Raw genomic sequence first — 24,599 nt, forward strand, 5'->3', positions numbered from 1 at the left:
GATTTGAGTTGATGATGTGAATGTCACGCTATGGCGCGCCTGTGCGATAGTAAAAGGGCGCTCAAAATCTTGGTCTGCTTGGCGCATCGCCTTTCCTGGTATATCGCTTGAACACAGGTAGTCACCGGCTTCGATATCGCCACCTTGGCCGCATACATTGAGTACACCTTCACCAAGGGCATTGAATTCGATTAAGTCGTGCGTACCTTGGTAATGCCAATATTGTTGAGCGCCACGGAATCCGGCTAATCCAATGGGTTTTGAATTGAGAGGGCTACGGTGCGTGAACACGCCTCGTACATTTCTTTGCTCTGCTCGATGAGAGATGCCCATTTCGCACAGTGCGTTAGATACATCAGCGATGTTTATCAAGCCCACATCACACACAATGTCGCCAACTTCAATGACTGTGTTTTTATTTAGCAGGCCTTCATGCACGCCCGTAAACGGCTTGTATCCATTCGCTGCATACACTTTTAGAGGCGTCCAAATCGCGGTTGATGAGGTATTGCTTGCCCGCACTTCAATTACATTGCCAGTCCCCGTGGCTTTGATGGCATTTTTACCACCGTGTACGTTTAAGCCCGTACCGCCACTAGAGCTGAGCGTAAGCGCATTGGCGACCTCTTTGGTGTTTGTATTGTAAATACCAGCGGCACGACCTTCTCGGTGTGTTGCGATATTCAGCAAGTCAGTGGGGTAATCAGTGACCAGCACTTTTATCCGGCCGCTAAATGTGCCTGTGGCTGAAGCAAGGTGATGCGCAATGACAGTGCCATCCACCAGTTGATCGCCATGAATATGCAGCGCAAAATCATGCCACGCAGAGCCGGTCCAATGTTTCGTATGCTGAATTGATGGGTCGCTTTGCTTGTAGAGTGTTACCACATCATGCACTACGGCGCGCCCGCCGCAGGCCGCATGGGCCAGTGCGTCTGACCAACTCCCTGTGCTGGTTGAGGACACGAATCGACCCGCACCACGCGCACCTGTATTGCCTGTGGCACCGGTTTCACCTTTATCGCCTTTGTCTCCCTTATCACCTTTTTCGCCAGGACTGCCATCAGCGCCTTTAAACTTGACCCAGGTATAATCACTGGGATTGGTTGATTCAGTCGATGTCAGTTTATTTACTGCAATGCCCATATATTGGGTATTGCTGGTTGGCACTTGATACATGTTCGTGCCGTTGGCGCTGTCGCTATACGCCACCCAAGTGTATAGCGTTTGGCCATCCTCGCCCTTATCACCGGGAATGCCATCGGTGCCATCAGCGCCTTTGATTTTCGACCAGTGATAATCAGCCGGGTTTGTTGATTCCGTCGCCGTTGTTTTGTTGTTTGCGATCCCAATGTATTGAGTCGAATCTCTTGGGGTTTGATATAGGTTTGTGCCATCGGCGTTATCGCTGTATACCACCCATGTATAGAAGATTTGCCCGTCTTCTCCCTTATCGCCGGGGATACCTTGATTGCCTGGCTCGCCCTTTATTTTTGACCATGCATAGTCGTTTGGGTTATTTGATTCAAGGTGCGACAGTTTATTGTAAGCGACGCCTATGTACGCTTTGCCATCCGGGTTGTCGCTTAAACCATTTCCTTGTGCGTCATCTGCGTATTTGATCCAAGTGTAATAGGTTCGACCGGGCGGGCCGGGCAGTCCATTCTGACCGTCTTGTCCATCAAGGCCGCGAATATCGCTTTCGGACGCAACCACAAAATCACCCAGCTCTAATCGCCCACGAAACACGTGAACAGGATTTGAAGGATCGCGGTTATCAATAAACGACGTTGGGATGAATGTGTCGCCAACTTGCACACCTTGACGGATAACATCACCGACTAAATCTAAGTTACCGATTTGACCATCGTTTAAACCAACTACGCCGGTTGCACGGCCTTGGTTGTTGATCAAAAACCCGCCCCGAGCGATAAGCCTGCCGTCCTGTGTTTCAAATGCCTGGCGAATATCAGAAATACTCGCTTTGTCACCATTAACATTTTCAATTTGCAGCTTGCGGATAAACTCTGCAAGTGGGCCATCCACCCAACTATGGCCTGCAGCAACACACACGGTGGCATCGGTCTCACTCGTGAGATTGCCTTGGGCGTCGATGCAGTAGCCAACAGCAGCGCGTGTATAGGAAATCGCGCTGGCTAAAGTGGACGTGTCGTCTTGTTCAATTTTGGCTACCAAGTCTTGGCGTTGCGTGGCCATAGCGGAATCAAGGTTGGAGATGAGCTGGGTGGTGTCCGCAAATGCAGTCTCTGTGTTAGCAGCAAATGCGGTGAATGTTTGGTCGCGGACCAGGTTTGCGCTATCAAGCTCAGCAAAAGCTTCGATCACATCACTAAACGCCGCTTGTGTTGATTGAGTGAAAGCGGCAAAGCGTTCATCTCGTGTGACACTGGCTTGTCGCTCGTTGGCAAAAGCCTTAGCGACGGACGTGATGATGGCGCTGTTTTGCTGATGTATTGCGCCCAGTTCTAGCGTGTAGCTTGCAATGCTTTCGAGTTCATTGGTTGTGGCTTTTAACTGGTCTTGGGCAAGGGCAAGTTTAATATCTAATTGCTGCAGCTCGTTGTTTTGAAGCAACGCGTTATAGGCGGTAATGACTTCATCGAGACTCTTTGCATCAGCGCCCAGCTGCAAGCCTTGAACTTGCACAACGCTTTGGTTTATTTCGCCTTGCATGGCATCGAGTGTGCTCGATACGTTTGCGAATTTTTCATCCACACCGTCTTCTTGGGCATTAAATACGGTAATTTGGTCTTTGATATAACCAGCAGCACCGGCAATAAAACGTTCGGCGGCGTTGGCTTTTTCTAACGTGCCATTGTCATAAAATGATTGGAGTGCGGCAGTGACACCATAAACTGCATCAAAGGTGCTAATCGCTTGGTTCACTTGACTGGATGTTTGATAGCCTCGGCTATCGACAAGTAAAGAGGTGAGGCTCATTGAGCGCTCAACCACTGGGCCATCTACCCACGTATGGCCAGCTAATTCACAGGCGGTGGCATCTTCGGTATCAACTCGATTACCATCGCTATCAACACAATACCCGGTGATGGCACGGGTAAAGTCCTTGGCTTCAGCAATGGACTTTTCACCTTCTTTTAAGATTTCAGCGCGCAGTGTTTCGGTGCGCTCGCCGCTGGCTTGGCGTTCATTAGCAAAAGCTCTTCCAAGGATGTCGATACTGGCAGCACTTTGGTTGTGCAGTGCAATGAGCTGGGTGGATTGTGAGGATAGGGCACTGACGTCATCCGTCACCGCTGTGAGTTTATCTTCTGCATGGGCGAGGGTAATAGAGTGCTCAGCCAAGGCATTATCACGTAAAAGCTGGTTGTACGCATCTAGTACCTGGTTTAAATCTTTGTCAGCTAAATCGAGCTGAATGCCTTGAATTTGCGTGACCGATTGCTGAACTTCTCCCGCCAGCGCATCTATGTTTTGCTCTGCAGCAGTGAGTTTTTGGTTTACGCCGTCCTCTTCATTGAGATAGCCAATGACTTGGTGTCGAATAGTCGCGTTTGCACCATCAATCCAGGTCTGGGCGGCATTGGCTTTGATAATGACATCATTGTCGTCCAGTGCTTGGAGAACCGCACTGATACTGTACTGCGTGTTAAACGAATCTATGAGTGTTTGGACATTGCTTTGTGTTTGATATCCTAAATTGGATACCCACGCGGTTGTTGCATATTGACCCATGCGCCCCGTGCCAGCATCCAACTCCTGCTCGATGGTGGTGGTGCGACTGGTAATGTCTTTAAGCGCTAAATCATTGGCCCCGCGTTTGCCGATTTCGATAAAATCAAGGTCGCAATGGCCCAGCGAGAACTGTAGCCAAGTGATGATACCGGTATAGCCTGCCGTGCCGGTTGCATCAATTTGAATAACTTCCCAATCGTGACTTGTAGGCTCGGGCAGAAACAGTGCGCCGCCATTGAATTGGATATGGCCAAGCCAGGTGCTGTTTTCATGTTTGCGCACACGCAGCCTAAACATGGGATTGTCGACTGCATCCAGAGATATCGCAGGGCTATTTAATGTGCTTTTACACACCAAATAACCCAGTGCATGATAACTTTCAAAACCAGCAAAACCCTCTGCGCCGCTGTTAAACTGCCAGCTGTAGGCAGGCGTCAAAGCGGCGATGGCCCCCGCGATATGGGCATCAACTTCGCTATGGGTTGCACGCTGTGTAATTTGACCTGCCTGCAGCTCGATTTGTGCTGTGGCATCAACGAGCTTTTCTTCAGTCTGTTTTATGCGACGGGACTCAAAACTGATGCGGGCGTGAGCACCATCGACCAAAGAAACCGCTTCGCTAAACTGGGTGTCGGTATAAGAAAACGCCCGATTTACAATGGTGCCAGACTCCGCATCCACAAATACGGCGGCATCAATGAGTCGTTCATTATTGAGCGTGCGCCGCTCGTATTCATGACGAAAGTTGGTGTATCCAGCGGTGACATCAAATACGCTTTTTTGCATGTCGGTCACAGCCAACGCGGTTTCATCGAGTTTGATTTTATTCAGCGCAATTTGGGCAGGGATACCATCGACAATCGAGCTATCTAAAACCTTGGTGACATCTTCCAACCCGTGTATTTGTTCGATGTTTTTGGCAACAAGTGAGGGCAGGTTGTTCTCGGTTTCAGGCCGCAATCTATCAACTTGGGTATTTAAGTCGTTGATGAGGTCTTGGGCCTCTTGGCTTAACTTCGCCAGTGGCATGTCATGAATAAACTCGGTCAAGTCAACATTGGTTGTTGATACAGCTATCTGCACCCAGTCACTGTTACCGAGGTGGTTTACGGCACGACATTGAAAGTGATACTCGGTCATTGGCTGCAAACCAATGCGATTGTAGACTTGCGCAAAAGCGGTGTCGCTTTGCTGTGGTGCATCATTGGAGCCCAAGAACTGCCACTCGAACTGGGTGCCGATCCCGATTGCTGGCAAGGTGGCGGTGAGCGTGATTTGGTTATAGTCTGCGACAAAGGATAACCGGGGATTAGTTGGGGCTGACACAGTAAATTGAATGGCCACCGACTTTGAGCGCTGACCGAATATGTTCCTGGCAAACACCTTAGCTGTATAGGTGCCAAGCGCGAGTTTGGGAATAACAACTTGCGTATAGGTTACTGACTCCTTATACACTCGTGTGTCATTATCAATGTAAAATTCCACATCAAACTCATGCACTGCAAGCGGTGTAGGGTGGGTCCATTTAACAATGCCATTACCATCTCCATCCACTTCCACACGCGCTTGCTCAATTGGGGAAGGTTTACCTATTACGTAATCGCTATTTGGCGTGATATCCGACACACCGGGCACTAAATCATCCGCCCATAAAAGCGGGCTGTCTTCCACACACGTCAGTGTAATCCCCCCATCAAGCCTGAAACGCCGCGCAACAACGCGATAGACCTTTTTATTGATGCGCTCACTGGGTAAGTCCACATACACCGTACGCCCGACAGCGGCACCAAGTGCTTTGTGTTTGAGGGGAAGTTCGATGGAGCCGAGGCGCGTTAGCTCAAGGTGAATGGTGGCCAAGCGCTGTGCGGTGGTAGCACTTCGAACAAAAGGCAGGGAAATGGACGCTTCTAACGGTTGATTGTCTTTTTCAATGTAGCCTTCTGCCCGCACAGGGGGCGCGTCAGTGCGCTCATAATGTTGGTTTGGGTCAGTAAAGGTGGCACGGACAATGTTGGCTCTATCACGTAGGTCCGCATGCCATTTGATTTTGACATTGCCCATGACATCCGATTGATTAATCGTATAGGTGGGGTTGCCATACCAGGCACCGACACGAACAAACCATTGACCCATTTGACGAAAAATCTTACCTGCAAAGCAGCGCTCCAACTGATTTAAAATCTCAATGGGCTTGCTGGTAAACCGAAAGGTACCATTACAGGTGTAGCGCGGCTCATACCTATCAACGCCATCGCTGTCTTGATAGACGGCATTTTCATCACAGACATTGGCTGCCGCTATCCACCAGTTTAAGGGAATGCGGTGGTAGGGCACTTCGTGTGCCCCATAAAAACGAATGTAGTGTAGGGCGCAGAGTACGGCGTTTTGTGACCAGGTCCAAGTTGTCGCATCATCCGGGTTTTGGCTGCTATCACGGGGGTCCCAAATACGTGCGCCACGTATTAGAAACTCACAATCAGAAATGCCATCGGGGAAGATTTCGCGATTGTTTTCAAGCTCAATAAACACATGGGCCTGCCCACAGCCGATATGTTTATTGGTCCAGCCTGCCATTTTAGACACGGCTTTACTATTGGCGGATGTGTGGTTGCCATCAGACAGTGAATAATCCCAGCTCTCGGCTGGGTAGTCACTTAGCGGCTTGTTGGCAATATACACGTCTTCTAACGCATCGATGGGTGCACCGTTAATTAACACAATTAACTGCACCCAGTGCTTTTCATCGCGCTCAATCGTCGCTTGGTGTGCAATCACACCGCCAATGCGGTCTCGGCCAAAGGTGATACGACGAGGCTGGTCAATGCCTTTTTGAAGACCTTTTGCTAACGTCGCATAGTCTTCCTCAGGCACATCCGGGGATAGGCTATCCCACAGTGCACCCACGGTTTCATCCCAGATTTTTTCGCCTAACCCAAAAATCGGATCAGCTAACTCATTCGCTATGTCAACAATTTTACCCATGGCGCACCTCATCCGTAGACGAAGGCAACACCTGAGAAAAGCAAAAACTGACCGCGCTCATTTCTAGTGCACTTAAACCAATGTTTGTGACGCAATACACATAACCTAAGCCCACAATGCCGCCTATCAATTCGCCTTCATATTCAACCAAGGCAATATCACCGCGCTGCGCATAGTTGATTTCAACAGGCTTTAAATGGTGTTTAAACACACTTTGAATGTCGCAAAACCCCAATCGAGTTAAACGCCGCTTTGCGCCAATGGCGGTGCTGTAACGCCCACGAAATTTCGCCGCCACATCGACGCCATTTCGAACCAACAACCAATCAGCCACAAACAAGCAGCAATCAAACTTGCCCCATGCAAACGGGGTGTCTTCGCATGAGTCTAGGTAGCGCTGTAATAAAATAGGGCGGTAACTAGGGCAGTGCATGGCCATCCCTCCCACCTACTGGCGCGCCTGGCTGGGTATCTGGTAATACAGTCCCAGTGGCCTCGGCATGCTCATTAAAAAACATATCTTCGGGGTATAACGCAGATTGGGTTGCATGATTCCAACGCTGGTGCAAACGCGACTGCTTCCAGCGCTCAGACTCACCCGCCACCGACAAACTCACTTTACTGACTTGGCCGCGCTCCACATCACACGCCACGATATAGCCGCTTTCTAATAACTGAGATTGGTTCACACGGTAATGTTTATCGACGGTGGCCAAATAGATTTCAACACCCACACCAATGGGGTCGTTTTCAGCCACTTCTGCAAGCACGGTTTCACTTTGAGTGTGCAAGGTTAAGCGAATACGCGCCGCATCGTTTTTATCATTGGCGGGGATTTCACCAATGCGCCCAAGCATGCCAAGACCAAACCAGGTGCGACCTAAAAAGCGACGCTCACCAACCCCGGTATGCAATAACAAATCACCACTTTTAAATGCCAAGCGCACAAAGTAGCGGGGGCGACAATGGGCAAGCTCGGCCACCAAAGCTGAATTTATTGCTTCCATTAAAACGCCTCCCGACCTTTGATTTTCCAAGAAGTCACAAAGCCATTTTTCACCTGGGCGTCTGCCAACCCTTGCTTGTTATCAAGTAACCTAAACACGCCAGCAGGGCGTTTAAAATACACCGGGGTATTGCTCGCAGGGATTTGGCGCATCGGAGATTCAAACTCAAGTTCACACGCACCGTGGCTATCCACCACCACGTTCGAAGTCAGCACTTTAAGCTCGGCATTTTCACCTGTACCAATCTGAATGCGATTACCGGCTTTGGCATACACGCCATTCACAGGCAAACCAGCAACTTTCAGCACATTACCGTCTTGATATGACTCAGTAACGCGGGCAAAACTATCCAAGTCATCTTGTAAAAACCGATAGTCAAAACACAAGAACTTGCCAACTGAGCCGCGACACTTGGCCAAGAACGCATCCAGCGCCAAGGCATCGGCCTCTAAAACATTGGTAAGCTCAATTTCAAACTCCCAATAGGCACCTTCAAGGTCATAGACCTCGGAGGAATTATTGGCTTTACTGACATGCAAATGACTATTGGGAACCAGCCGAAATACACAGCTTTTTGGGGGCTTAGGTAGGGGAAGGTGCTCCATATTTTTTATCGCTCTTTGCTTTACTGTGTGAGCGAGTTTAAAAAATTAGGCGCGGGGATTTAGGTGGAAAATGTTTTACACATGACCAAAAACCATTCATAAACTCATGTTTACATATTAATTTTTTAATGAGAGCATGGTTGATATGCAACATACACATATAAGCGCTTTGTTATTTAGGCTAATTTGGCTCTTACATAGTATCGATTCATGATAAAAGGCTATTAGATTTTCATAGGAGAATTTGGTTGGAATACTTACCTGTAATTACCGCTGTTTTGTCTGGGCTATTTGCGATGTTAACTGCATACTACGCGTGGACATTAAAAAAGCGTGATGAAAGCAGAACTGAAAAAGCGATTAGGCGTGCCGAAAAAATTGAACACTTTACAAATGTATACGCTTTGCTAGAAACAGCTATGCATCAAGTTATGAGTGAAGAGAAGTTTTCACTTCAGCATGAATTTAGCCGCATGAACGCGAAAATGGAATTAATATCAGAACCACAGTTGAAGTCTCAATATTTTGAATGTTGCTCTCTACTCGAACAGTGGTCAAAGTTCCATGTTTCTTCTTTACCTCCCAAGCGACAGTTTGGTGATGCAGTTATTACAACCTATCAACGACCAGATCCGCGAGCAAAATATAAAAAATTAGCTGACGAGTATAAAGAGAAGCTATTGTCTGAAGTCGAAGTTTTGAAAGACATACTTAAACAATCACTGGCAAATGACGACTAACTAATGCTCAGCTCTCTCGTGATTGGTTTAAGCTCGTATACTGGCCTAACAAATTATAAATCATCCTACTTGGAAGTTGATTTATAATTTATGTTTACATTGAACTATGTTTAGGCAATATATTTAGAGCCACCTCTCACCATTATTCCAATTAACTTTAAATAGGTTGAATATGACTAAAAGGTTTTACATACCTGCGGAAGGCCCCGATGTTAAAGCACTACATATAGCACTGTATGGAGCATCCGTTCTAGCAAAGGAATATAAATCAGAGATAATTCTCATTGTTCCTACCTTAAAACACGCTTCTGGCACAATATTATCAAAGGTACTTAAAGATGAAAGCCTGAAAAAGCTAGTGAAAGGAGCATCTTTAAAGTATGACAATGCGCCGATCAGAATGGTTTCAACTCAAACTTTTGACCCTTACCGAGACAATGGAGTTCTAGTTGCTCTGTGGGCCGGTAGCAGTATGTTAAAAAAGATTGACCAAAGTGATGATGCGATTGGTGTTTTGGCTTTGCGCTGGGTTGGGAATGATGTAGAAGATTGGGCTTCAAAACATAAGGCAACAAAGTTGCAGGATTCATCACCACAAAACGCAGAATAAACTAGAAAGCTGTCTAATAGATAACCCTATATTCGTGTTATTCAGTTTTTAAACCCATTTATAATTTCTAAGGTTTATATATGCTCAAGAATAGCAATTATTGCATGGTGAAGCTCATACGCAAGACTAACGAAGCATTAATGTACTGGAGTGCGGCTTAAATTTAGCAAGGAGCTAAAAATGGATAATAAGATTTCTCGAGAATACCAAAAGAATCTCCCCTTTATTGATGACGTTAACCTCATGCAAGCAGCCAAAGTTGCTATATACGTAATTGTCGAAAAAAGTGGACGTAAATCAGATTCAATTAGAAATGTAGCTAGGAAATACTCGGTTAGGGAAAGCGAACTTCTCGAGTGCATTAATGAAGCAATTCCAAAGCATTTTTTTGCTGAACGTGCCGCAAGAGCGCGAAAAAGAAAAGCAGCGACATTTTATAAAGCTCCTGAAGCAAGGATGATACCTGAAAGTGAGAAGGCTGTTGGCAAAGAACATTTACGAAACATCAAAGCGATGTTTCGTAAGGAATAAAGGGAAAATAAATTACATTAAGCCACCCCCTTAATCGCCCTAAACACAGCCCCACGAGAGCTGATACTCTCAACCACAACAGCTTCAATCTGCCGAGCAATGTTTGTACCAATCACATTACTTTGCTCGGCATTTAAAGCGCCTTCGACTGTGATCTGATTCGTAATATTAAACACCACATTTTGGCCAGCGGCTTGGCGATTGCCTGCATTGTAGTGTCTGGCCATGTGGCTGATTTCAACGTTTTGCTTAGGCGATAGAACACGCTCTCCGCGTTGTAGTACATAGGTGCTTTCATTTGGTACGTAATCTAAACCACCGTGTGCGATACCAGCAGGTTGCTGAGATTTAATCATACGCACTTGTTGCATGCCCATAGCGACGGCGGCCGCCGCTGCAGCGGCACCAAGTGCTGGGCCGACGATTGGGATAGGGGCCAGTGCTGCAAATGACCCGGTTGCCGATTCATAGGTTTTGATTAAGGCTTGGGTTATCGCAAAGGTTTTATAGAGCTTAAACGCCGTTTTACTTTGACTTGCCATGGCCTTAAAACCTGCAGCGCCAAGACCAACAACGGCAGAGGTTTTCTCCCGGGCGTTTTTAGTCTCCCAGTTTGCAAACTGCATAAGATGTTGTTGCATCGCACCGGTATTGCGAGTGCGGGCTTGCATTAAACGCTCTTGGTGCGCGTATTCATCGGCTTCACGCTGGCTATGAAAACCTCTTGCAGCGTTTAGTTCTTGCTGCCGCTCTAGGTTTCGGATTTGATTATCAGCGTTGTATTTGATTTCGCCGACTTCATCATTTGCAGCAAGACCCAGCATGCTTCTGCGTTTGGAGTCGATACGTGCTTGTTGTTTAGCTTCCTCTACTGCCAGTTGGTTGTTGTAGCTTGCGAGCGCTTCACGGTTCGCATAGCCTTTGATTTGTGCAATACGGTCTTCGAGCTCAGCACGCAAATCGTTTTTACGCTTTTCTTCTGCTTGGTTTTGAATACGTGTTTTTTCTGCTTCATGCTTTTCACTTAAAGCTTGTTGGTCCGCCTGAAGCTTAGCATCTAGCTGCTGCAATATCGCATCGTACTTGGCCTTATTGCCTAGATCATTTTCACGTGCTTGTTTCACCATGGCTTTGCGTTTTTCATAGCTGGCTTTTAGCCTAGCTTCTTCACCTAAAAGTGACAGCTGCAGTTGCTGAATGTTTTGGGGAAGGGCGTTTGTCGCTTGTTTGGTGTTTTCTGCTATTTGCTTCCAATCTAATGCTTTGAGGTTTTGCTGTAGGTTTGCTGCCTGTGCGGCGGTTTTCATGGACTCACTACGTAGCTTGGTTTGCTCGTTGATATAACGCTCAATACCTGCAATTTGGTTTTGGTAGGTGAATTTAGCGCGGTCACTGCCTGCATTATTCATTTGTTGGCGCAGTTGCTTAATACGTTTATACGCATTTTGGATGTTGTTTGTGTAGTTGATGGTTTGCTTTGAAGCAGAGGCTATTTGCGCCTTGGCGCTAACGTTGTTGACGGAATCGAACGCATCACCTAAATCATACAAGTGTGTTTCCAGCCTTTTTGAACTGGTACTGGCTTTGTCGCCTTGGGTCGCAAAGTAGGCGATGGCCAAACCTGCCGTAACAGCTAACCCAACTGGGCCACCGAGCATGCGCATTGCACCGCCAAGCACTCGACTGGATAACGCCGCGCGTTTAGACACAACTGAATAAGTGGCCGTTGCTGCGTTTAGGTTGGTTTGTGTAAGTGTCGCCCTTTGGTTGGCAAGGGCCAGTTGATGAATGGCTTTTGTTCTAAGCGCTGTATTTCTGGCCATCGCGAGTTGGCGCTGAGCTGCAGCTTGCTCTTGTATTGCCCGTCTGTTTTCTTCTACAGCTAAACGTTGATTAGATGCCGCTAATTGTAAGTCAGCTTGTAGCGCTTTGTGTTTTGCTATTGTTGTGGCTGTAATTGCGGCTGTTGCTTTAGCTGCACCGCCTGCCAGTTTGCCCCCGTAAACAATAGCCAAAGCCGCTGCCGAGGTCGTTAACCCTTCAACGAGTTCTTTGTTTTCGCGCAATTCACGCATGCCTGAGGTGACTGCATCTGCAACACCTGTCACAGCAAAATTTACTGGCTTTTCATACTCACGAATAAGGCGCTGATACTCGTTGCTCATCTCTGCAAACGAGGCATTTATTTTGCCTTCGGTGGCTTCGGCCGCACCCGCATACTCGTTTAAAGCCTTTATTAAATAGCGTTTAAACATCTGGCTGGTAATACGACCATCGTTGACCATTTGCCTAAAACCACCTGCTGCAACGCCAGCCGCTTTATCTAGCTTTTGTAAAAGCCCTGGTAACGGCTCAGTGACCTGGTTGAGTTCTTCCGCTCTTAGCACACCTGCAGTCATGCCTTGGGTCATACCAAACAGAGATTGCTCGAGCTGCACATTGTTTGCGCCTGTTTTAGCGGCGGCATTGGCCATGCCTTCTAAGATTGCTTTGCCTTGTGTTTGGGTGACAATACCTACTTGTTGCAGGTTAAGGATTTTAGAATAGGAATCAGCAAGGGTGGTGTATTGTGTATTGAGTCTGTCTGCGGTTTCAAACAGATAGCTTTGTACTTGTTGGTATTCACGGGTAGAATCGGTCAACCCTTGCAGCCGAGTATCTAATTGCTGCGCCGCGCCTGTATCGCGAATAAACATGGCTGCCGTGCCAATGGATGCAACGCCTGCGAGGGTCACACCCAATAACTCATACCCTGATTGCAATAGACCAAGTTGTCTGCCCATGGCGGTTTGTTGCTGCATCACTTTCGCTTGGCTTGCACCTAAGCGTTGATTGGCCTTGACCTGATTTTGAATTGCCCCCGGTAATCTGTTTAAATCTTGCAGGTTTTGATTCGTGCCGGTTGTGACTGCTTTACTGACCGCCGTTTGACTCTTAGCGACTTTGGACTGGCTTTCATTTAAACGCTGATTAGCGCCTACCTGACTTTGAATAGCGCCGGGTAGGCGGTTTAAATCCTGAATGTTTTTGTTGGTGCCAGCGGTAACCGCTTTGCCGTCATACTTTAAGCGAAGCGCTAGGTTCAGTTGGTTTTTCATCGGGTCGCCTTAGTAATCCTATTACAGTGCGCTCTAAGAATTGGAGCTTGTCAAAATCAGTGGGGGTCAGGGCAATATCTGAATAGCGCCAAGCGATTTCAGCCCTGGCATAATCAAGGGCGAGTTCTATGCCATCTTTGCAGTATTGCCACTGGGTATTGGCAGCTGAAAGCGCCTTAACCGCCATCCAGTTTTGTGGGAGTACGTATAAATCTGCTTTGGTTTTTACGGGTTCAACCGGCGCACCAAAATGGGCTAAATCTTCATCAAGTGCTTTGGATTGTGTGGCCAAGTCACCCACAAACCACTTGGCCACGTCGATTAGTTTTTTTCCTGCACTCGATATTGGGCATTGATACACTCGGTTGATAAACGCCCAGTAATACCGCCAAAGCCAAGCATTTCGTCCAGCACGTCTTTTGAAAAGGGGATGCTGTTGCCGTCATCAACAAAGTCATCCCAGCCTACAAGCAGTTGCCCAACAATGGCTTTATCTGTGGTGCTGTGTGGATCTGTGAGCTTTTCAATGTCGGTATCTGGTACCAACTTGATGTGTGCCGTGAACTTAAACTCCACGCCGCCATATTCAAAATGGAGTGGTGCATGAATGGTGGCGTCTTTTAATTGCTCTAACTTTTTTAATTTCATATGGATCACTCAAATACTAAGGTTAATTCGTCATAGCCTGCATCACTGGGGACGAGTTTGCCATCCAGTTCGTAGCCTGTGAGCTCACTCTCTAAGCTGGCATACTTAGGCGTGGGCATTTGGAAGCGGCCCAACAATGTCACTTTGTTGCCAGCGCTTTGGCCATGGTTAAACTCAAAGGTTTGAATGCTGCCAGCCAACTCAAACGGGTTGAAGATAGATAATGAATCACTGGCGACTGTGAAGTTTGCGGTAGACTCATGGCCTGTGATCATGATTTCTTCGTGATTGATTGCCCGGTCAAACACCACATTGTTACCCACATCAACGGTGAGCTTGTGTAAGGTGCGGCTCAGTCCATTTAATTTAAACGCGCTTTTGTTGCTCACACCTAACGTGCTTGGCTTTTTCCAACGTGACCAATCAACAGGTGGCGGGCCGCTTGATTGTACCGGCGCACTGAATAGGCCTTTAAACTGCCAGTTAATCATTGGCTGACCTTTTTCAAGATTGATACTGAAGGTGCCTAACATCTCAGTGAGTACATGCGTATTTTGGCCAAAGCGCATCAAGCAGGTTGCTTTGGTTGCAGCGCCTTTGGTGAAGGTGACTGCATTCGCGCTAGATACCTGCACCATGCCGCATGCTAATAACAATGGCGCAATCGCCGGGGCTGAGCCTGCGCTGCCACTCATGGCCAGCGGCGTTTTAAAATTCAGCGTCACATGCTCACCGTAGATAATCTCTAGGCTTGAGCCAGAATGAGCGCGCTCAATTTCGTCTTTTTCGGTTTCGGCTTCAATGTTAAATTCGACTTCACTGGCATATATCGCATGATTGCCTGTGAGGGTAGTCCCGAGGGAATCGGCCATAATTAGCCTGTCTTTAAATCGCCAGCTCATTTGCTTGCTCCTGGTTTAATGGTGTCACCTTCAAGTACGAATGCACCGGCAACATTGCTACGGTCTCCGTTTTGCTTAAGTGCCTTTTGTACTTGCTGGGCAATCTCAGTTGGGCTGTGCTTTTTAGGGGTTGGTTTGTCGTCTTTCATGTTGGCTCCTTGGTATTGATGGTTATGTGCCCGGAGACAGAGAACTGGCACTGATAAATGAGGTTTTTGGTTTGTTGGTTTAGCTCTACCATGCGGCCTCGATGTAGCTTGATGGGCTCATAAGGCGCAATTGTGAGGCCAGCAAGTGCGTCTTTTACGCGCTCCCGTAGCATTTCAATTTGCTGGTCGGTTTTTCTATTTGCACTATGACAAGGGATAACAATCATCACAGCAAACAGCTCTGTAACGGCGTATTCGTCTTGGCCCGTGATGCTGTTTGTTGGTTGGTAGTCTTCATCCAGCGGCAATACGTACAGCAAAGAGGTGTGCACTGGTTTACTGCGTGCTTGGTTAAAGTCAGGTGCAAAACCCACCTTTGCAATTTGAGCTTTGTTTAATGCCTTTTCAATGTGGTTTAAATCGAAATTAAACATGCTTTAAACTCCATTTAAACAAGCCAACCAGTGAGCGTTTCAACGATGACGCCCGCTTGGTATTGCTCAATACCAATAATCGGGCGAGCAGGGAGTGTAACTGCATGGCCACGGCCCGTTTTACCTCCAAAGTGATGAATGGCGGCGTATTCTTCCCCTAAGCCATGTACTAATTCATCGCCTTCCACGTTATGGGTTACGGAGCCTGCCAAGTTGCGTTGGTCAGTAAGGGTTAAACCGCCACGCTCAATTGCTGCATCTGATTGTTCCCAGCGAGTACCATCTGGCGCAAGTTCGTTTAAAAAGCGGGTTGTGACATCCATATCTAAAAATGCGCCAATGTCATCCAGCACATCTTCGGGGGCTTGGCTTTTGTGGTTTAGCACCTGCAACTTCTCTAATGCATCGCCCGAGATATCAATAAATACGCCCGCCATGGTTTAGTACCTAGCCCAATCAAAATTGCTAGAAACAGGCTTGGTTTGAATAGGCCCAGAGGCCACAGGCGAGGGCGCTTTGATTTGAATGGTGCCCGCCTCAATTTTGCTAAGCTCCTGCATCGCGTTTTTACGTCTGGTCATTAAGCCTTCGTCGGCGTCGTTGTTGCATAGTTCGTAGCGCATTAAGTCTGCGGCAATGCCAAGAAGTGGTGAGGCATCCACCTCGGCTTGTGTGAGCTCATATTTGGCCACGTAACCCGAAATCGTGTTGTTTACATTGGTCGAGGCAGTTTCAAACCAATTGAATACGGTGGTTTGAATGTCTGTTTCAGGTGTGGCAAACAGCGCGGTTTTAATGTCGTTATCCGTGATATCTTGTGCATCAAACCCAATCGAAAAGCGACCATTTGCATAATCAACCAATCGGTTTACGCCCAAGGTATTTACTGTGTGTTGTGTATTAACAAACATAGGTCTTTCCTTATCAATAAAGGGGCCGAAGCCCCATAGGGAGTTAATGGCTAAATCGTTATGCTGGGGTCAGTACATCAGTGAGTAACATACCGCACCCTTTGGCTATGATTTGCTCTTCGACTGATTCACCCACAATGACTTTGGTGCCGCCACGTAGCCCCGCAGACACAGGTTTGTTACCTGACTCTCGGTTCTTGTAACGTGCCGTTAGGCCAAAGGTCATACGTTTGTTTTCAAAGCTGGCGAGCGGGTCATGGTAAGTAAATGCAAGGTTGTCGCCCCAAGCCCGTTCAAAGACAGGAGCTTTACCTTTTTTGGCGATATTTAATCGCGCCTGGCCAATGTTGATATGCTCTATCTCAAGCGATTCTTTTATATAAGCCCAAGGTACAAGTCCTTCGTCTCCAGTTGTCCCGTTATAGCCTTTAAGCAGCTTTTTATTAGTCCTAAGGGCCGTAGCAACTTTAAATGACATGGTCATGCTATTGGGTCGCATTAAAGGCTCGTCGAGCAAACTTAGGAGCCAGCGCAAAATATCAAGGCTTGGGTCATCCAGTTTTTTTAAGCTCCCGGTGCCCAGCTTTTTATGAATACCGAAGTTGGTTGGATCTGAAAATTTTTGAGCTACTCGCACTTCACGACCAAGTAATACTAGGTCCGTAATGTTTTCAGTAGCGACATTTAGGGGGCTGTGATTAGCGGGCGCATTTGTAATATCGTCGTTTGGTACAACGTCAGATAAGCCATAATCGGTCACAGAGCCTGTTTGCTCTTCATAACCAAACTCAACTTGGTTTGGTTCTGACTTACGGCCAATTTTGGTATCTGGCACTGTGAACTTATCAGCTAAATTGTACTCACCCCATTTGTACTCACGTCTGTTCACTGACGCATAGGGGAGTAATCTATCTGCGATTAATTGACGATTGCTGTAGCCAATTGCTATCGCCGTTTGCTGTACGTCGGGGGTAAATGGCATTCCATCACTCATGGTAATGCTCCTTATTTAATGATCACAAATGGGGCGATATGAATGTCGACAATGGTGCCTGCGTCGCCTTTTTCGAGCACCTTGCCAGCTACGTGGATTTCGGTATCGTCTGCCAGAGCGGTTGGGTCTAAGGGTATTGCGCGGCCTTCACTGTCACTCACTGCGTATTCACCACCGGCAAAGTCGCCACCTAGTTCTATGGGTGCAAGCTGTGTCATGACCACATCAACACGCAGCTTTTTATCTGTGCCTTGCTCTGTCACCCCAAGAATAGGGCTGTTAATCCCTGTGGCATTGGTTGCCATAAAATCGCCGACATCAGCCGCAACAAAACGGTTTGCAGGCAATGGGGCGTCAGACTCAAAGTTTCTGATTAATCCTGGTATGGCCATTAGTTTGCCTCCTGCGTCACGTGGTCCATGGCTGTACTAAGGCTAATTGTTATGCCCTTGTTGGCTTGCGCACTTTGGAACTCCAAAGCCTTTGCAGCCAATGCATCAGCCGAGTTATCAATTTCGGTTTCGTCGCTGTCGTCTTGTCGGCTAAAGTCTTTGGTGAGTCCGGCTTGCTCAGGCAATGAGAGCAGCAAAGTTTTAAAGAACTCGGCTGGCTTGGCCGACGAGGTTTGATTGCCATCGCTAGCAGCAAATTCAAATGTGTTGGCACTGTCTGTTTCAAGGTGTGCCATGAATTCTGCCAAACCGTCCGTTTTGGTGATACGCGGGGCATTGCCACCGTTGACCTTGGTATCAATAAACGTTTGCGCATCAAACTTGCGTTGGTTGAATTCGTGCTGGGCATTCTTTGCGTTCGCCGCATCCAGTTGCGCCTGCAATGCTTTCTCGGCTTCGGTGGGGTCGTTTTTAGTTTTGTCACTCACTTCTAGTTCCTCGGGGTTATGGGAAGGGGTGCTAAAGGCATGATCGCCATAGCGCTGTTTGTCTTGTTCGTGTTCAGCGATGATGGTTTTGCGGGTAAGCCAGTCGGCTTCCCAATTGGGGATGAGGCGGTTTGCGGTCTCTACGTCGTGCTGTTCAATAACCCACTCACGCAAATTCCCCATAAAGTCGGTAACTAAACGCGCAGTTTGCATAGCAACATCTTCTATACGCTCGCTGGCTTCACTGGCAGCAAACTCAAAGACTGCGCCTTTTGACTCTTCATTGAATTGCCAAGGCATGCCAGCAACAGCAGGGGGCTTGCCACCCAAGTAGCCAACGTGACCTAAAAAGTAATTACCTGGTTCACCTTCTAAACGCACGCTGCGGTTTGGGTAGCGCTTTGCTTCGACGGCTTCTGCAAACTCAGCGGCCACATCTTCAGCCTTGGCAAACAACTTACCGTCTTCGACTTTTAAGTCGCTGACCCACCCCCAAGCAGGGTCGTCGGTTTTAGGGTGGCCAATCACCAAAGGGCTAGTCTTAGGTATAAAGTTTGTAACCACAGAGTCTAAATCTGCGGCAGTAAACTCCTGTGTATTACCGTTTGAGTCGGTGTGGGTGCCAGCGGTAAAAATCTCATACCAGTCAAACTCAGTGTTTTCCATTGTGGGTGCTCATCGTTGAATCAATGAGCTCAGAATAGCGGGGGAGAAATAGAAAATTAGGCGTAAAATGTTTTACATATTAGTTGGTTAAAGCTTCCAACTTGTGTAACTATTATGCTTAGCACAAATAAGAATTCAATACGTGATATGAAAATCTATAAATGGACTAACCCCAAAAAAATAAACCTTCAGCAGCCATTTCTTTACCATATTTGTATCAATACAGGCCAAGCAGAATTTAATTACATTGGTAAAGCATCAAAAAAATCTCGATTAAATGAGTACCGCAGAAATGTAGCCAAAATCTTGGATGGCAAAGCAAGGCGACCAAAGACAAAGCGAAATGGTGAACCCCAATCACTTAGCAACCTGCGCTATCGTTATGTGCACTTAGTGTTAGCCCTAGCACACAAACAAAACTGGGATATAAAGCATTACCCGATTGAGAATGTGGAAAAGGACAACTTAAACGAAAGGGAGCAACAAGTGATCAAGGAACTCAATACAACCTGCGAACACTTTGGTCTTAACGAAAAACAGACTTGGGAAATTGAAGAACTGGACGCGCTATCGAAAGAACTCCTTCAAGGCCTAAAGTAATTGTTTAGGTAACTTTTACCATTGAAGTTACCTCTTAAATTGGAAACATGGCCTTGAGATAAGTTTAAACCATGTTTAAAACCGCTTTAAAAAGCTCTGAAACGTTTTAAACTAACTACAGTGTTGCAAAGGCGTTTAAATTTAATTAATGTGCTGAAAACTCGTTAGTGGCATTCAAAATGAAAGTTCACTAGATACCGATATTACATTATGGATAATTAACTCTTCATAAAAGGAAAGCAATGTTCCGTCTATTCATAGCCTTTTCCCTTTGTTTTCTTAGTCAAGCGTCAAACGCGAACACTACATCAGAAAATTCAGGTCAACCGAACACAGAGCTCAACTGGATTAATGAGCAAATTATTTTACTACAAAGAAAAAATATAGAATTAGAAATGCAGGTAAAGCATCTTGCCGTTGATGAAAGCGGCCTTTCTGATATTAAAAAGGAAGTTAATCTGCTGAAATTAAAGCTAGTAGAAATGCAAGGCAAATATGAAATAGTTAAGGATAACCAATCAAGAGAACTTAGTAATTATGATCGTAGAGTAGGTGATATCTATCAAGCTACCAATATTTGGGGAGCTGTACTTACCATTTTCGGCTTAATAATTACCATTTCTGCTATCCTTATTGGTTTGTCGGCCAGAAATAGAGCTATAAGTGAAGCCAAAAATGCTGCTAAAGAATATTTCGATACAGAAGGTAAGCAACTCGTTGCTGACGAACAAAGAAAATTTGAAGATATTAGAAACAACGAACTTCAAGCTCTTAGACAACAGCATGAAAACCTGCATTCGGAGCTAAAACTGCAAAACGACCAATTACTTGTGCAATCAACTTTTAGCAAAGCCGAATCTTACGAAAAAGATGATAACCCTTATTTGGCGATAGCTGAGTATGATGGTTTGGTCGAAAAATTTAAGTACTCTGAATCACTAGAAATTAGAGAAGAGGTTATTTTTGCGCTACTTCGTAAAGCAGTTATATTTACCAAATTAAATAAGCATAACGAAGCAAACAAAGTATACAGTCTAATACTTGACATGATTTTAAAAGACAATTTCATTGATAATGATAGATTATTAGTGAGAGTATTTTTCAATCAAGGTGTCTCATTTTCTCGATTAGGGAAAGAGAGAGAGGCTATAAAGTCGTTTGACAGCATCATAAAATCCTTTGAAAACACCACTGATCAGGTAATTAAGGAAGTTATGTCAAAAGCATCCTTAAATAAAGGTGTTCACTACAGTAAACTAGGGGATTTTGATAAAGAAATAGAAGTGTATGAAGAGTTGGTTGCTCGTTTCAGTAATAATAATAGCACATCAATAAAAGAGTGCGTAGCACGCGCGCTTTTAAACAAGGCGACTACGTACAAAGAGCAAGGTTGGGACGACGCCGCCATCATAGAATGCCTTGACGAATTAATTCATTTATATGAGAAAGAAGACGATCACAAAATTACAGATTATGTGATTACTGCGATGTTTAGAAAGGTTGAAATGTTGAGTGAAAATAAGAATATTGAAGAGTCCATAGATGTTTTACAAAGAATTGCCGACAGGTATGGCAACTTCAATATGAACGAGATTAAATCGAAAGTCGCTACAGCAACCTTAAAGAAAGGAGAGTTAGAGTTACAGCACGTAGGGTTTGAGGCTGCCCTCACAACTTACAATGGTTATCTAAATCAAAATAGCTCAGTATTTACAACTGACTCAGCCAAAATCATGATTAATAAAGCTATTATTTTAGCCGAACTTAACAAGTATGAGGAGTCAATGTCAGAACTTAATGAGTTGTTAACTTGTTTTTCAGGCAATGATCATGAAGATTTTGATGACTATAGGTCCCATACATTGTATTTAAAAGCTAAATTATTGTTTGAATTAGAGCGTAATGAGGAATCTTTACAAATAATCGATGAAGCTATTCACTATTTCAACGAGTCTCAAGAAATAAAAATACAGAGGCGCTTAGCCAAGTTAATGATCGTGAAAAGTAAAATATTAATATCTCAGGAGCAAGGGGACAACGCGGTAGAGAACTTAATTACATTAATAAATGATTTTAAAAATTCAAAAGACACTGATATGAAGAATTTAGTGTCTGAGGCATACTTTATCGCAGCTTCCACTTTGAGAGAATTAGAACGTTATGAAGAGGCTATAAACCTTTGTAATATTGGGCTGAGTACTTTACGTCATATTTCTGACGGCTCCGACATTACCCTCTATACTCTATTCTTAGAAAAAGGTCTTTCTCTTACTGAGCTTAACAAAGTCAAAGAAGCAATTGACAATTATGATAAAGGTGTTAATAGACTTCGTGAATTTACCGAAACGGAAGCACAAACAATCACTGCGGGCCTACTGTTGGAAAAATCCAACCTAATAAAATCAAAGTTCCCTGATAAACCAGATTGCGCCATAGAACCATTAACTAAAATAATAGAGCTTTATAATAGCTCCGAAGATAATGCTCTAAAAAGTAGCTTGGCTATAGCACATAATTCCATTGGTTACATATATATCTTAGAAGCGAAAAAAGTTGACAGTGTTAAGGATAGTAAAGAACAAACTGATTTTCTTAACAAATCTTTAGGGCATTTCGAAGAAGCTCTTAGTCGATTAGATAACTCGACATTGTGTGGCTATACTATAGGTAACGAGGCATACGCCCTATGTTTGCTTGGCAAGTTTGACGAGGCCGAAAACACATTTAACAAAGCCCTCCGTGCACCGATAAGAGGTGGTGAGAATTTGTATAATGCTACTTTGAAAGATATAGAATTACATAAAACAAAATTAGACAATGAAATGAGGCTAATAGTTGAACGCCAATGGGCACATTGGAAACAAGAGCAGAGTTAATAAATAAGTGAAAAGGCGATCAAACGATCGCCTTTGCTGCTTCTTGGAGTGCTGTGAACAACAAATTGCCACTAGCCCCATAGATAGAGTTTTCCATCAGATCAATTAATGATTTTGAAGTTGAAGGAGATTGTTTGCAAATTATAGTAGCGACTTCTTCTGCTTTTTTTGGTGATAGGGTATTTGTTTCTAACGTTTCTTTAAGGTCTATGAGTAAAAGCTGGATATCGCTGGAGCTTTCTAACGACGTAATTAAACTGTCCAGAGTTTTTTCATTTTGGTGAATTTGAGCCGTCAATAGACGCTCTTCTTTTTCTACCATTGCATGAATTGTGCTCTGACAGTTATTGATTATTTCCTTATGTCCCTTATTTGATGAGGCAAATAACTCTTCCAAACTTTCAATCCGTCTAACTAATGTATCGATAACCTTTTCTTGCCTGTCTATAGTTTTGTCTTGCATCAAGAAAGCACGATTAGTTTGTTTAACTTCTAGCTCGGCCAACTCAAGCTTTTGAATTAACCTGAGAGCATTTACACTATTGGCATTAAAGAGCGAATCTATTGTAGTTTCTCTGGCCAATATCTTTTTGAAATTAGAATAAATTGAATCTATTAATTTTCGATGTTCGACTGGTAGAGTTATCGTTATTACAATTTCATTACCATTTTGTTCGAGCAGTACTTTAGTATCTATATCTGGCGCCGTTTGCTTTAATACATCCCCAAAATACGATAAAACAGATGCTCCTGCTTGATAATATGCATCCGGAAATTCAAATGTTTCTTCTATATACGAAACTGATGTACCACCCAAGTCATTGCTGCACGAGATACTTATTATTTTAGGCTGTTCGGTAATCTCGTCGCCAACTTCCAAGACCAGAAATGGGAAAGGGGGAGCTGAGTGTCCAAATACTTCTTCAAGATCAACTTCTGCATAGTCAAATCGATAAAAAGACTGAAAATTATAACTGTGTTCACGCTGCTTGATAAGAAACTCTTTGTCTAGAACGATAATTACGGGAATGTGACTGCTAAATCTTAAACCATAAACTCTCGTCTCGAAATGTATTTCCCTTCTGCATATTCTCGGTAAAAAGCTCCTTCTGTTAAATCCTTCTGGAGTAAAGAGCAATAAGTTATCAATTTGAAGCGCCTCCAACGACTCACTTGCTATGAAATAATATTGCCACTTGCTAGTCTCTAAAAAGGAACCAAGCAACTCATTAGCGATTATATTTCTTTCTGATTCTTTTTCCTTTATTAAGCCCATGCTTCGAATTAGTGAATTATTATAAATATCATTTAACGTTATTCCTTTTAATGCGGCTTGAAGCTGTTCTAAAACCTCGAAACGCTCGGACTTTAAATGCTCCCAAGCGCCACCCCCATTTAAAACTTTTTTAATATACATATTTACTACATCCTTTCCCTAATCTCTCTCTCAATATCTTCCTTACCCATTCTATCTCTTTCAATAAGCGGGAAGACTATCTGAATCTTGGTGCCTTTACGCGAAGACTTAAGCTTAAACTTGGTTTTGTATGACTTGGCGACATCGCTCATTTTATATAGGCCTTCGCCGAAGTGGAGGCGAGAACGTAGCGGTATACCCATGCCATCGTCTTCAATGTGCACGTGAACTTTAGATCTAAGCTTATGCACGAATACGTTAACCTCAGAACCTTCTGAGTGGTGCACAGCGTTATGAAGGCCATGATAAACAACAGCGTAAATGTCACGCTCTAATTGCGGGTCTAGCTTTACGTTGCCAATCACAGTTTCAAAGTTAACTTTAATTTTCGCCTGCAAGCTAGATTGCACTTGCAGCAAATCTAAACCAGCAAGCAATCTTTGCTCGCCAAGGTAAGGGCCGTTGTTAACTATAGGAGTTATTAGCTCTGAAACTTTGTCGAACTTAACCAGCCCCTCAGTAAACATTGTATCATCACCAGAGCTGACCAACGTTTTGCCTTGTTCAACAAGCATGGCTATTTGGCCTAAATTGCCGCTTTGACGCTTAAGCTCGTTTTGTCTAAATACTCTGCGGAATGACTGGATCCAAAAGTAAACAAAGAACGCCACAGCAGCAACCAATAGTAATGCAACGAATGAATAAATGCCCAACGCAGTAGGGGAGTTATACCAATGAGAGCGAACCTCAAACGCATATTTTGCGGGTTCACTAGCTACATTGCCTACAATCTGTCTGAACTCCAACGAATAATGACCTGGATATTAATGAC

General features: G+C 45.0%; 22 protein-coding genes. 5 read left to right on the forward strand and 17 right to left on the reverse strand.

The annotated features are described in order from the left end of the window. The 4 genes from J8M00_RS27195 to J8M00_RS27210 all read right to left on the reverse strand — a co-directional run. A partial coding sequence (locus J8M00_RS27195; protein ID WP_247687606.1) for a phage tail protein occupies positions 1 to 6,699 on the reverse strand: 6,699 nt, incomplete at its 3' end. After that, positions 6,692 to 7,132, reverse strand: a complete 441-nt coding sequence (locus J8M00_RS27200) for a DUF6950 family protein (protein ID WP_247687607.1) — start codon at positions 7,130 to 7,132, stop codon at positions 6,692 to 6,694. The genes J8M00_RS27195 and J8M00_RS27200, both read right to left, overlap by 8 nt. Beyond that, positions 7,119 to 7,706 (reverse strand): hypothetical protein, encoded by a 588-nt coding sequence (locus J8M00_RS27205; protein ID WP_211013502.1) that lies wholly within the window; start codon positions 7,704 to 7,706, stop codon positions 7,119 to 7,121. Before J8M00_RS27205 ends, J8M00_RS27200 begins: the two co-directional genes overlap by 14 nt. Beyond that, positions 7,706 to 8,311, reverse strand: coding sequence for a hypothetical protein (locus J8M00_RS27210; RefSeq protein ID WP_211013503.1), 606 nt, complete (start codon positions 8,309 to 8,311; stop codon positions 7,706 to 7,708). The genes J8M00_RS27205 and J8M00_RS27210 overlap by 1 nt, the downstream gene beginning before the upstream one ends. Positions 8,312 to 8,559: 248 nt before the next feature. Here J8M00_RS27210 and J8M00_RS27215 point away from each other — a divergent pair, with 248 nt between their 5' ends. The 3 genes from J8M00_RS27215 to J8M00_RS27225 all read left to right on the forward strand — a co-directional run bounded on the left by J8M00_RS27215 (position 8,560) and on the right by J8M00_RS27225 (position 10,192). Further along, a complete protein-coding gene (locus J8M00_RS27215; protein WP_211013504.1) occupies positions 8,560 to 9,051 on the forward strand; it encodes a hypothetical protein in 492 nt (163 codons plus the stop codon). A 172-nt stretch (positions 9,052 to 9,223) separates the two neighbouring features. Further along, positions 9,224 to 9,661, forward strand: coding sequence for a hypothetical protein (locus J8M00_RS27220; RefSeq protein ID WP_211013505.1), 438 nt, complete (start codon positions 9,224 to 9,226; stop codon positions 9,659 to 9,661). A 180-nt stretch (positions 9,662 to 9,841) separates the two neighbouring features. Continuing rightward, the gene (locus tag J8M00_RS27225; RefSeq protein WP_211013506.1) at positions 9,842 to 10,192 is read left to right on the forward strand and encodes a hypothetical protein; all 351 of its coding nucleotides are present in this window, start codon (positions 9,842 to 9,844) and stop codon (positions 10,190 to 10,192) included. A gap of 17 nt (positions 10,193 to 10,209) precedes the next feature. On the opposite strand, the gene J8M00_RS27230 is transcribed toward J8M00_RS27225, so the two are convergent. The 11 genes from J8M00_RS27230 to J8M00_RS27280 are packed head-to-tail and all read right to left on the reverse strand — an operon-like array spanning position 10,210 to position 18,874. Next, the gene (locus J8M00_RS27230; protein WP_211013507.1) at positions 10,210 to 13,290 is read right to left on the reverse strand and encodes a tape measure protein; all 3,081 of its coding nucleotides are present in this window, start codon (positions 13,288 to 13,290) and stop codon (positions 10,210 to 10,212) included. Further along, the gene (locus J8M00_RS27235; protein ID WP_348772574.1) at positions 13,250 to 13,606 is read right to left on the reverse strand and encodes a DUF1799 domain-containing protein; all 357 of its coding nucleotides are present in this window, start codon (positions 13,604 to 13,606) and stop codon (positions 13,250 to 13,252) included. Before J8M00_RS27235 ends, J8M00_RS27230 begins: the two co-directional genes overlap by 41 nt. Positions 13,607 to 13,611: 5 nt before the next feature. Beyond that, positions 13,612 to 13,938, reverse strand: a complete 327-nt coding sequence (locus tag J8M00_RS27240) for a hypothetical protein (protein WP_211013508.1) — start codon at positions 13,936 to 13,938, stop codon at positions 13,612 to 13,614. A gap of 5 nt (positions 13,939 to 13,943) precedes the next feature. Next, on the reverse strand, positions 13,944 to 14,840 hold the full coding sequence (locus J8M00_RS27245; protein WP_211013509.1) for a hypothetical protein: 897 nt from the start codon (positions 14,838 to 14,840) through the stop codon (positions 13,944 to 13,946). Continuing rightward, entirely contained in the window at positions 14,837 to 14,989 is a 153-nt protein-coding gene (locus tag J8M00_RS27250; RefSeq protein ID WP_211013488.1) for a hypothetical protein, read from the reverse strand. Before J8M00_RS27250 ends, J8M00_RS27245 begins: the two co-directional genes overlap by 4 nt. After that, positions 14,986 to 15,423: a phage tail terminator protein gene (locus J8M00_RS27255; protein ID WP_211013510.1), complete on the reverse strand. Its 438-nt coding sequence runs from the start codon at positions 15,421 to 15,423 to the stop codon at positions 14,986 to 14,988. The genes J8M00_RS27250 and J8M00_RS27255 overlap by 4 nt, the downstream gene beginning before the upstream one ends. Positions 15,424 to 15,437: 14 nt before the next feature. Beyond that, positions 15,438 to 15,860, reverse strand: a complete 423-nt coding sequence (locus J8M00_RS27260) for a phage virion morphogenesis protein (protein WP_211013511.1) — start codon at positions 15,858 to 15,860, stop codon at positions 15,438 to 15,440. A 3-nt stretch (positions 15,861 to 15,863) separates the two neighbouring features. After that, positions 15,864 to 16,334 carry a phage protein Gp36 family protein gene (locus J8M00_RS27265; RefSeq protein ID WP_211013512.1) on the reverse strand — a complete coding sequence of 157 codons (471 nt, stop codon included), beginning with the start codon at positions 16,332 to 16,334 and terminating at the stop codon, positions 15,864 to 15,866. A 58-nt stretch (positions 16,335 to 16,392) separates the two neighbouring features. Next, positions 16,393 to 17,328 (reverse strand): capsid protein, encoded by a 936-nt coding sequence (locus tag J8M00_RS27270; RefSeq protein ID WP_211013513.1) that lies wholly within the window; start codon positions 17,326 to 17,328, stop codon positions 16,393 to 16,395. An 11-nt stretch (positions 17,329 to 17,339) separates the two neighbouring features. Next, positions 17,340 to 17,720, reverse strand: a complete 381-nt coding sequence (locus J8M00_RS27275) for a hypothetical protein (protein WP_211013514.1) — start codon at positions 17,718 to 17,720, stop codon at positions 17,340 to 17,342. Beyond that, positions 17,720 to 18,874: a hypothetical protein gene (locus J8M00_RS27280; protein WP_211013515.1), complete on the reverse strand. Its 1,155-nt coding sequence runs from the start codon at positions 18,872 to 18,874 to the stop codon at positions 17,720 to 17,722. Before J8M00_RS27280 ends, J8M00_RS27275 begins: the two co-directional genes overlap by 1 nt. A gap of 147 nt (positions 18,875 to 19,021) precedes the next feature. On the opposite strand from J8M00_RS27280, the gene J8M00_RS27285 reads away from it, so the two are divergent. Continuing rightward, positions 19,022 to 19,474 (forward strand): hypothetical protein, encoded by a 453-nt coding sequence (locus tag J8M00_RS27285; RefSeq protein ID WP_211013516.1) that lies wholly within the window; start codon positions 19,022 to 19,024, stop codon positions 19,472 to 19,474. 242 nt (positions 19,475 to 19,716) lie between these two features. Further along, positions 19,717 to 22,350 carry a tetratricopeptide repeat protein gene (locus tag J8M00_RS27290; protein WP_211013517.1) on the forward strand — a complete coding sequence of 878 codons (2,634 nt, stop codon included), beginning with the start codon at positions 19,717 to 19,719 and terminating at the stop codon, positions 22,348 to 22,350. Between the two features lie 19 nt (positions 22,351 to 22,369). On the opposite strand, the gene J8M00_RS27295 is transcribed toward J8M00_RS27290, so the two are convergent. Together J8M00_RS27295 and J8M00_RS27300 are read right to left on the reverse strand one after the other, a co-directional pair. Then, positions 22,370 to 23,767 (reverse strand): hypothetical protein, encoded by a 1,398-nt coding sequence (locus J8M00_RS27295; protein ID WP_211013518.1) that lies wholly within the window; start codon positions 23,765 to 23,767, stop codon positions 22,370 to 22,372. 5 nt (positions 23,768 to 23,772) lie between these two features. After that, positions 23,773 to 24,573, reverse strand: coding sequence for a sensor histidine kinase (locus J8M00_RS27300; protein WP_211013519.1), 801 nt, complete (start codon positions 24,571 to 24,573; stop codon positions 23,773 to 23,775). Between the last annotated feature and the right edge of the window lie 26 nt (positions 24,574 to 24,599).

The sequence above is a fragment of the Pseudoalteromonas luteoviolacea genome (assembly GCF_018100925.1).
Classification (GTDB): domain Bacteria; phylum Pseudomonadota; class Gammaproteobacteria; order Enterobacterales; family Alteromonadaceae; genus Pseudoalteromonas; species Pseudoalteromonas obscura.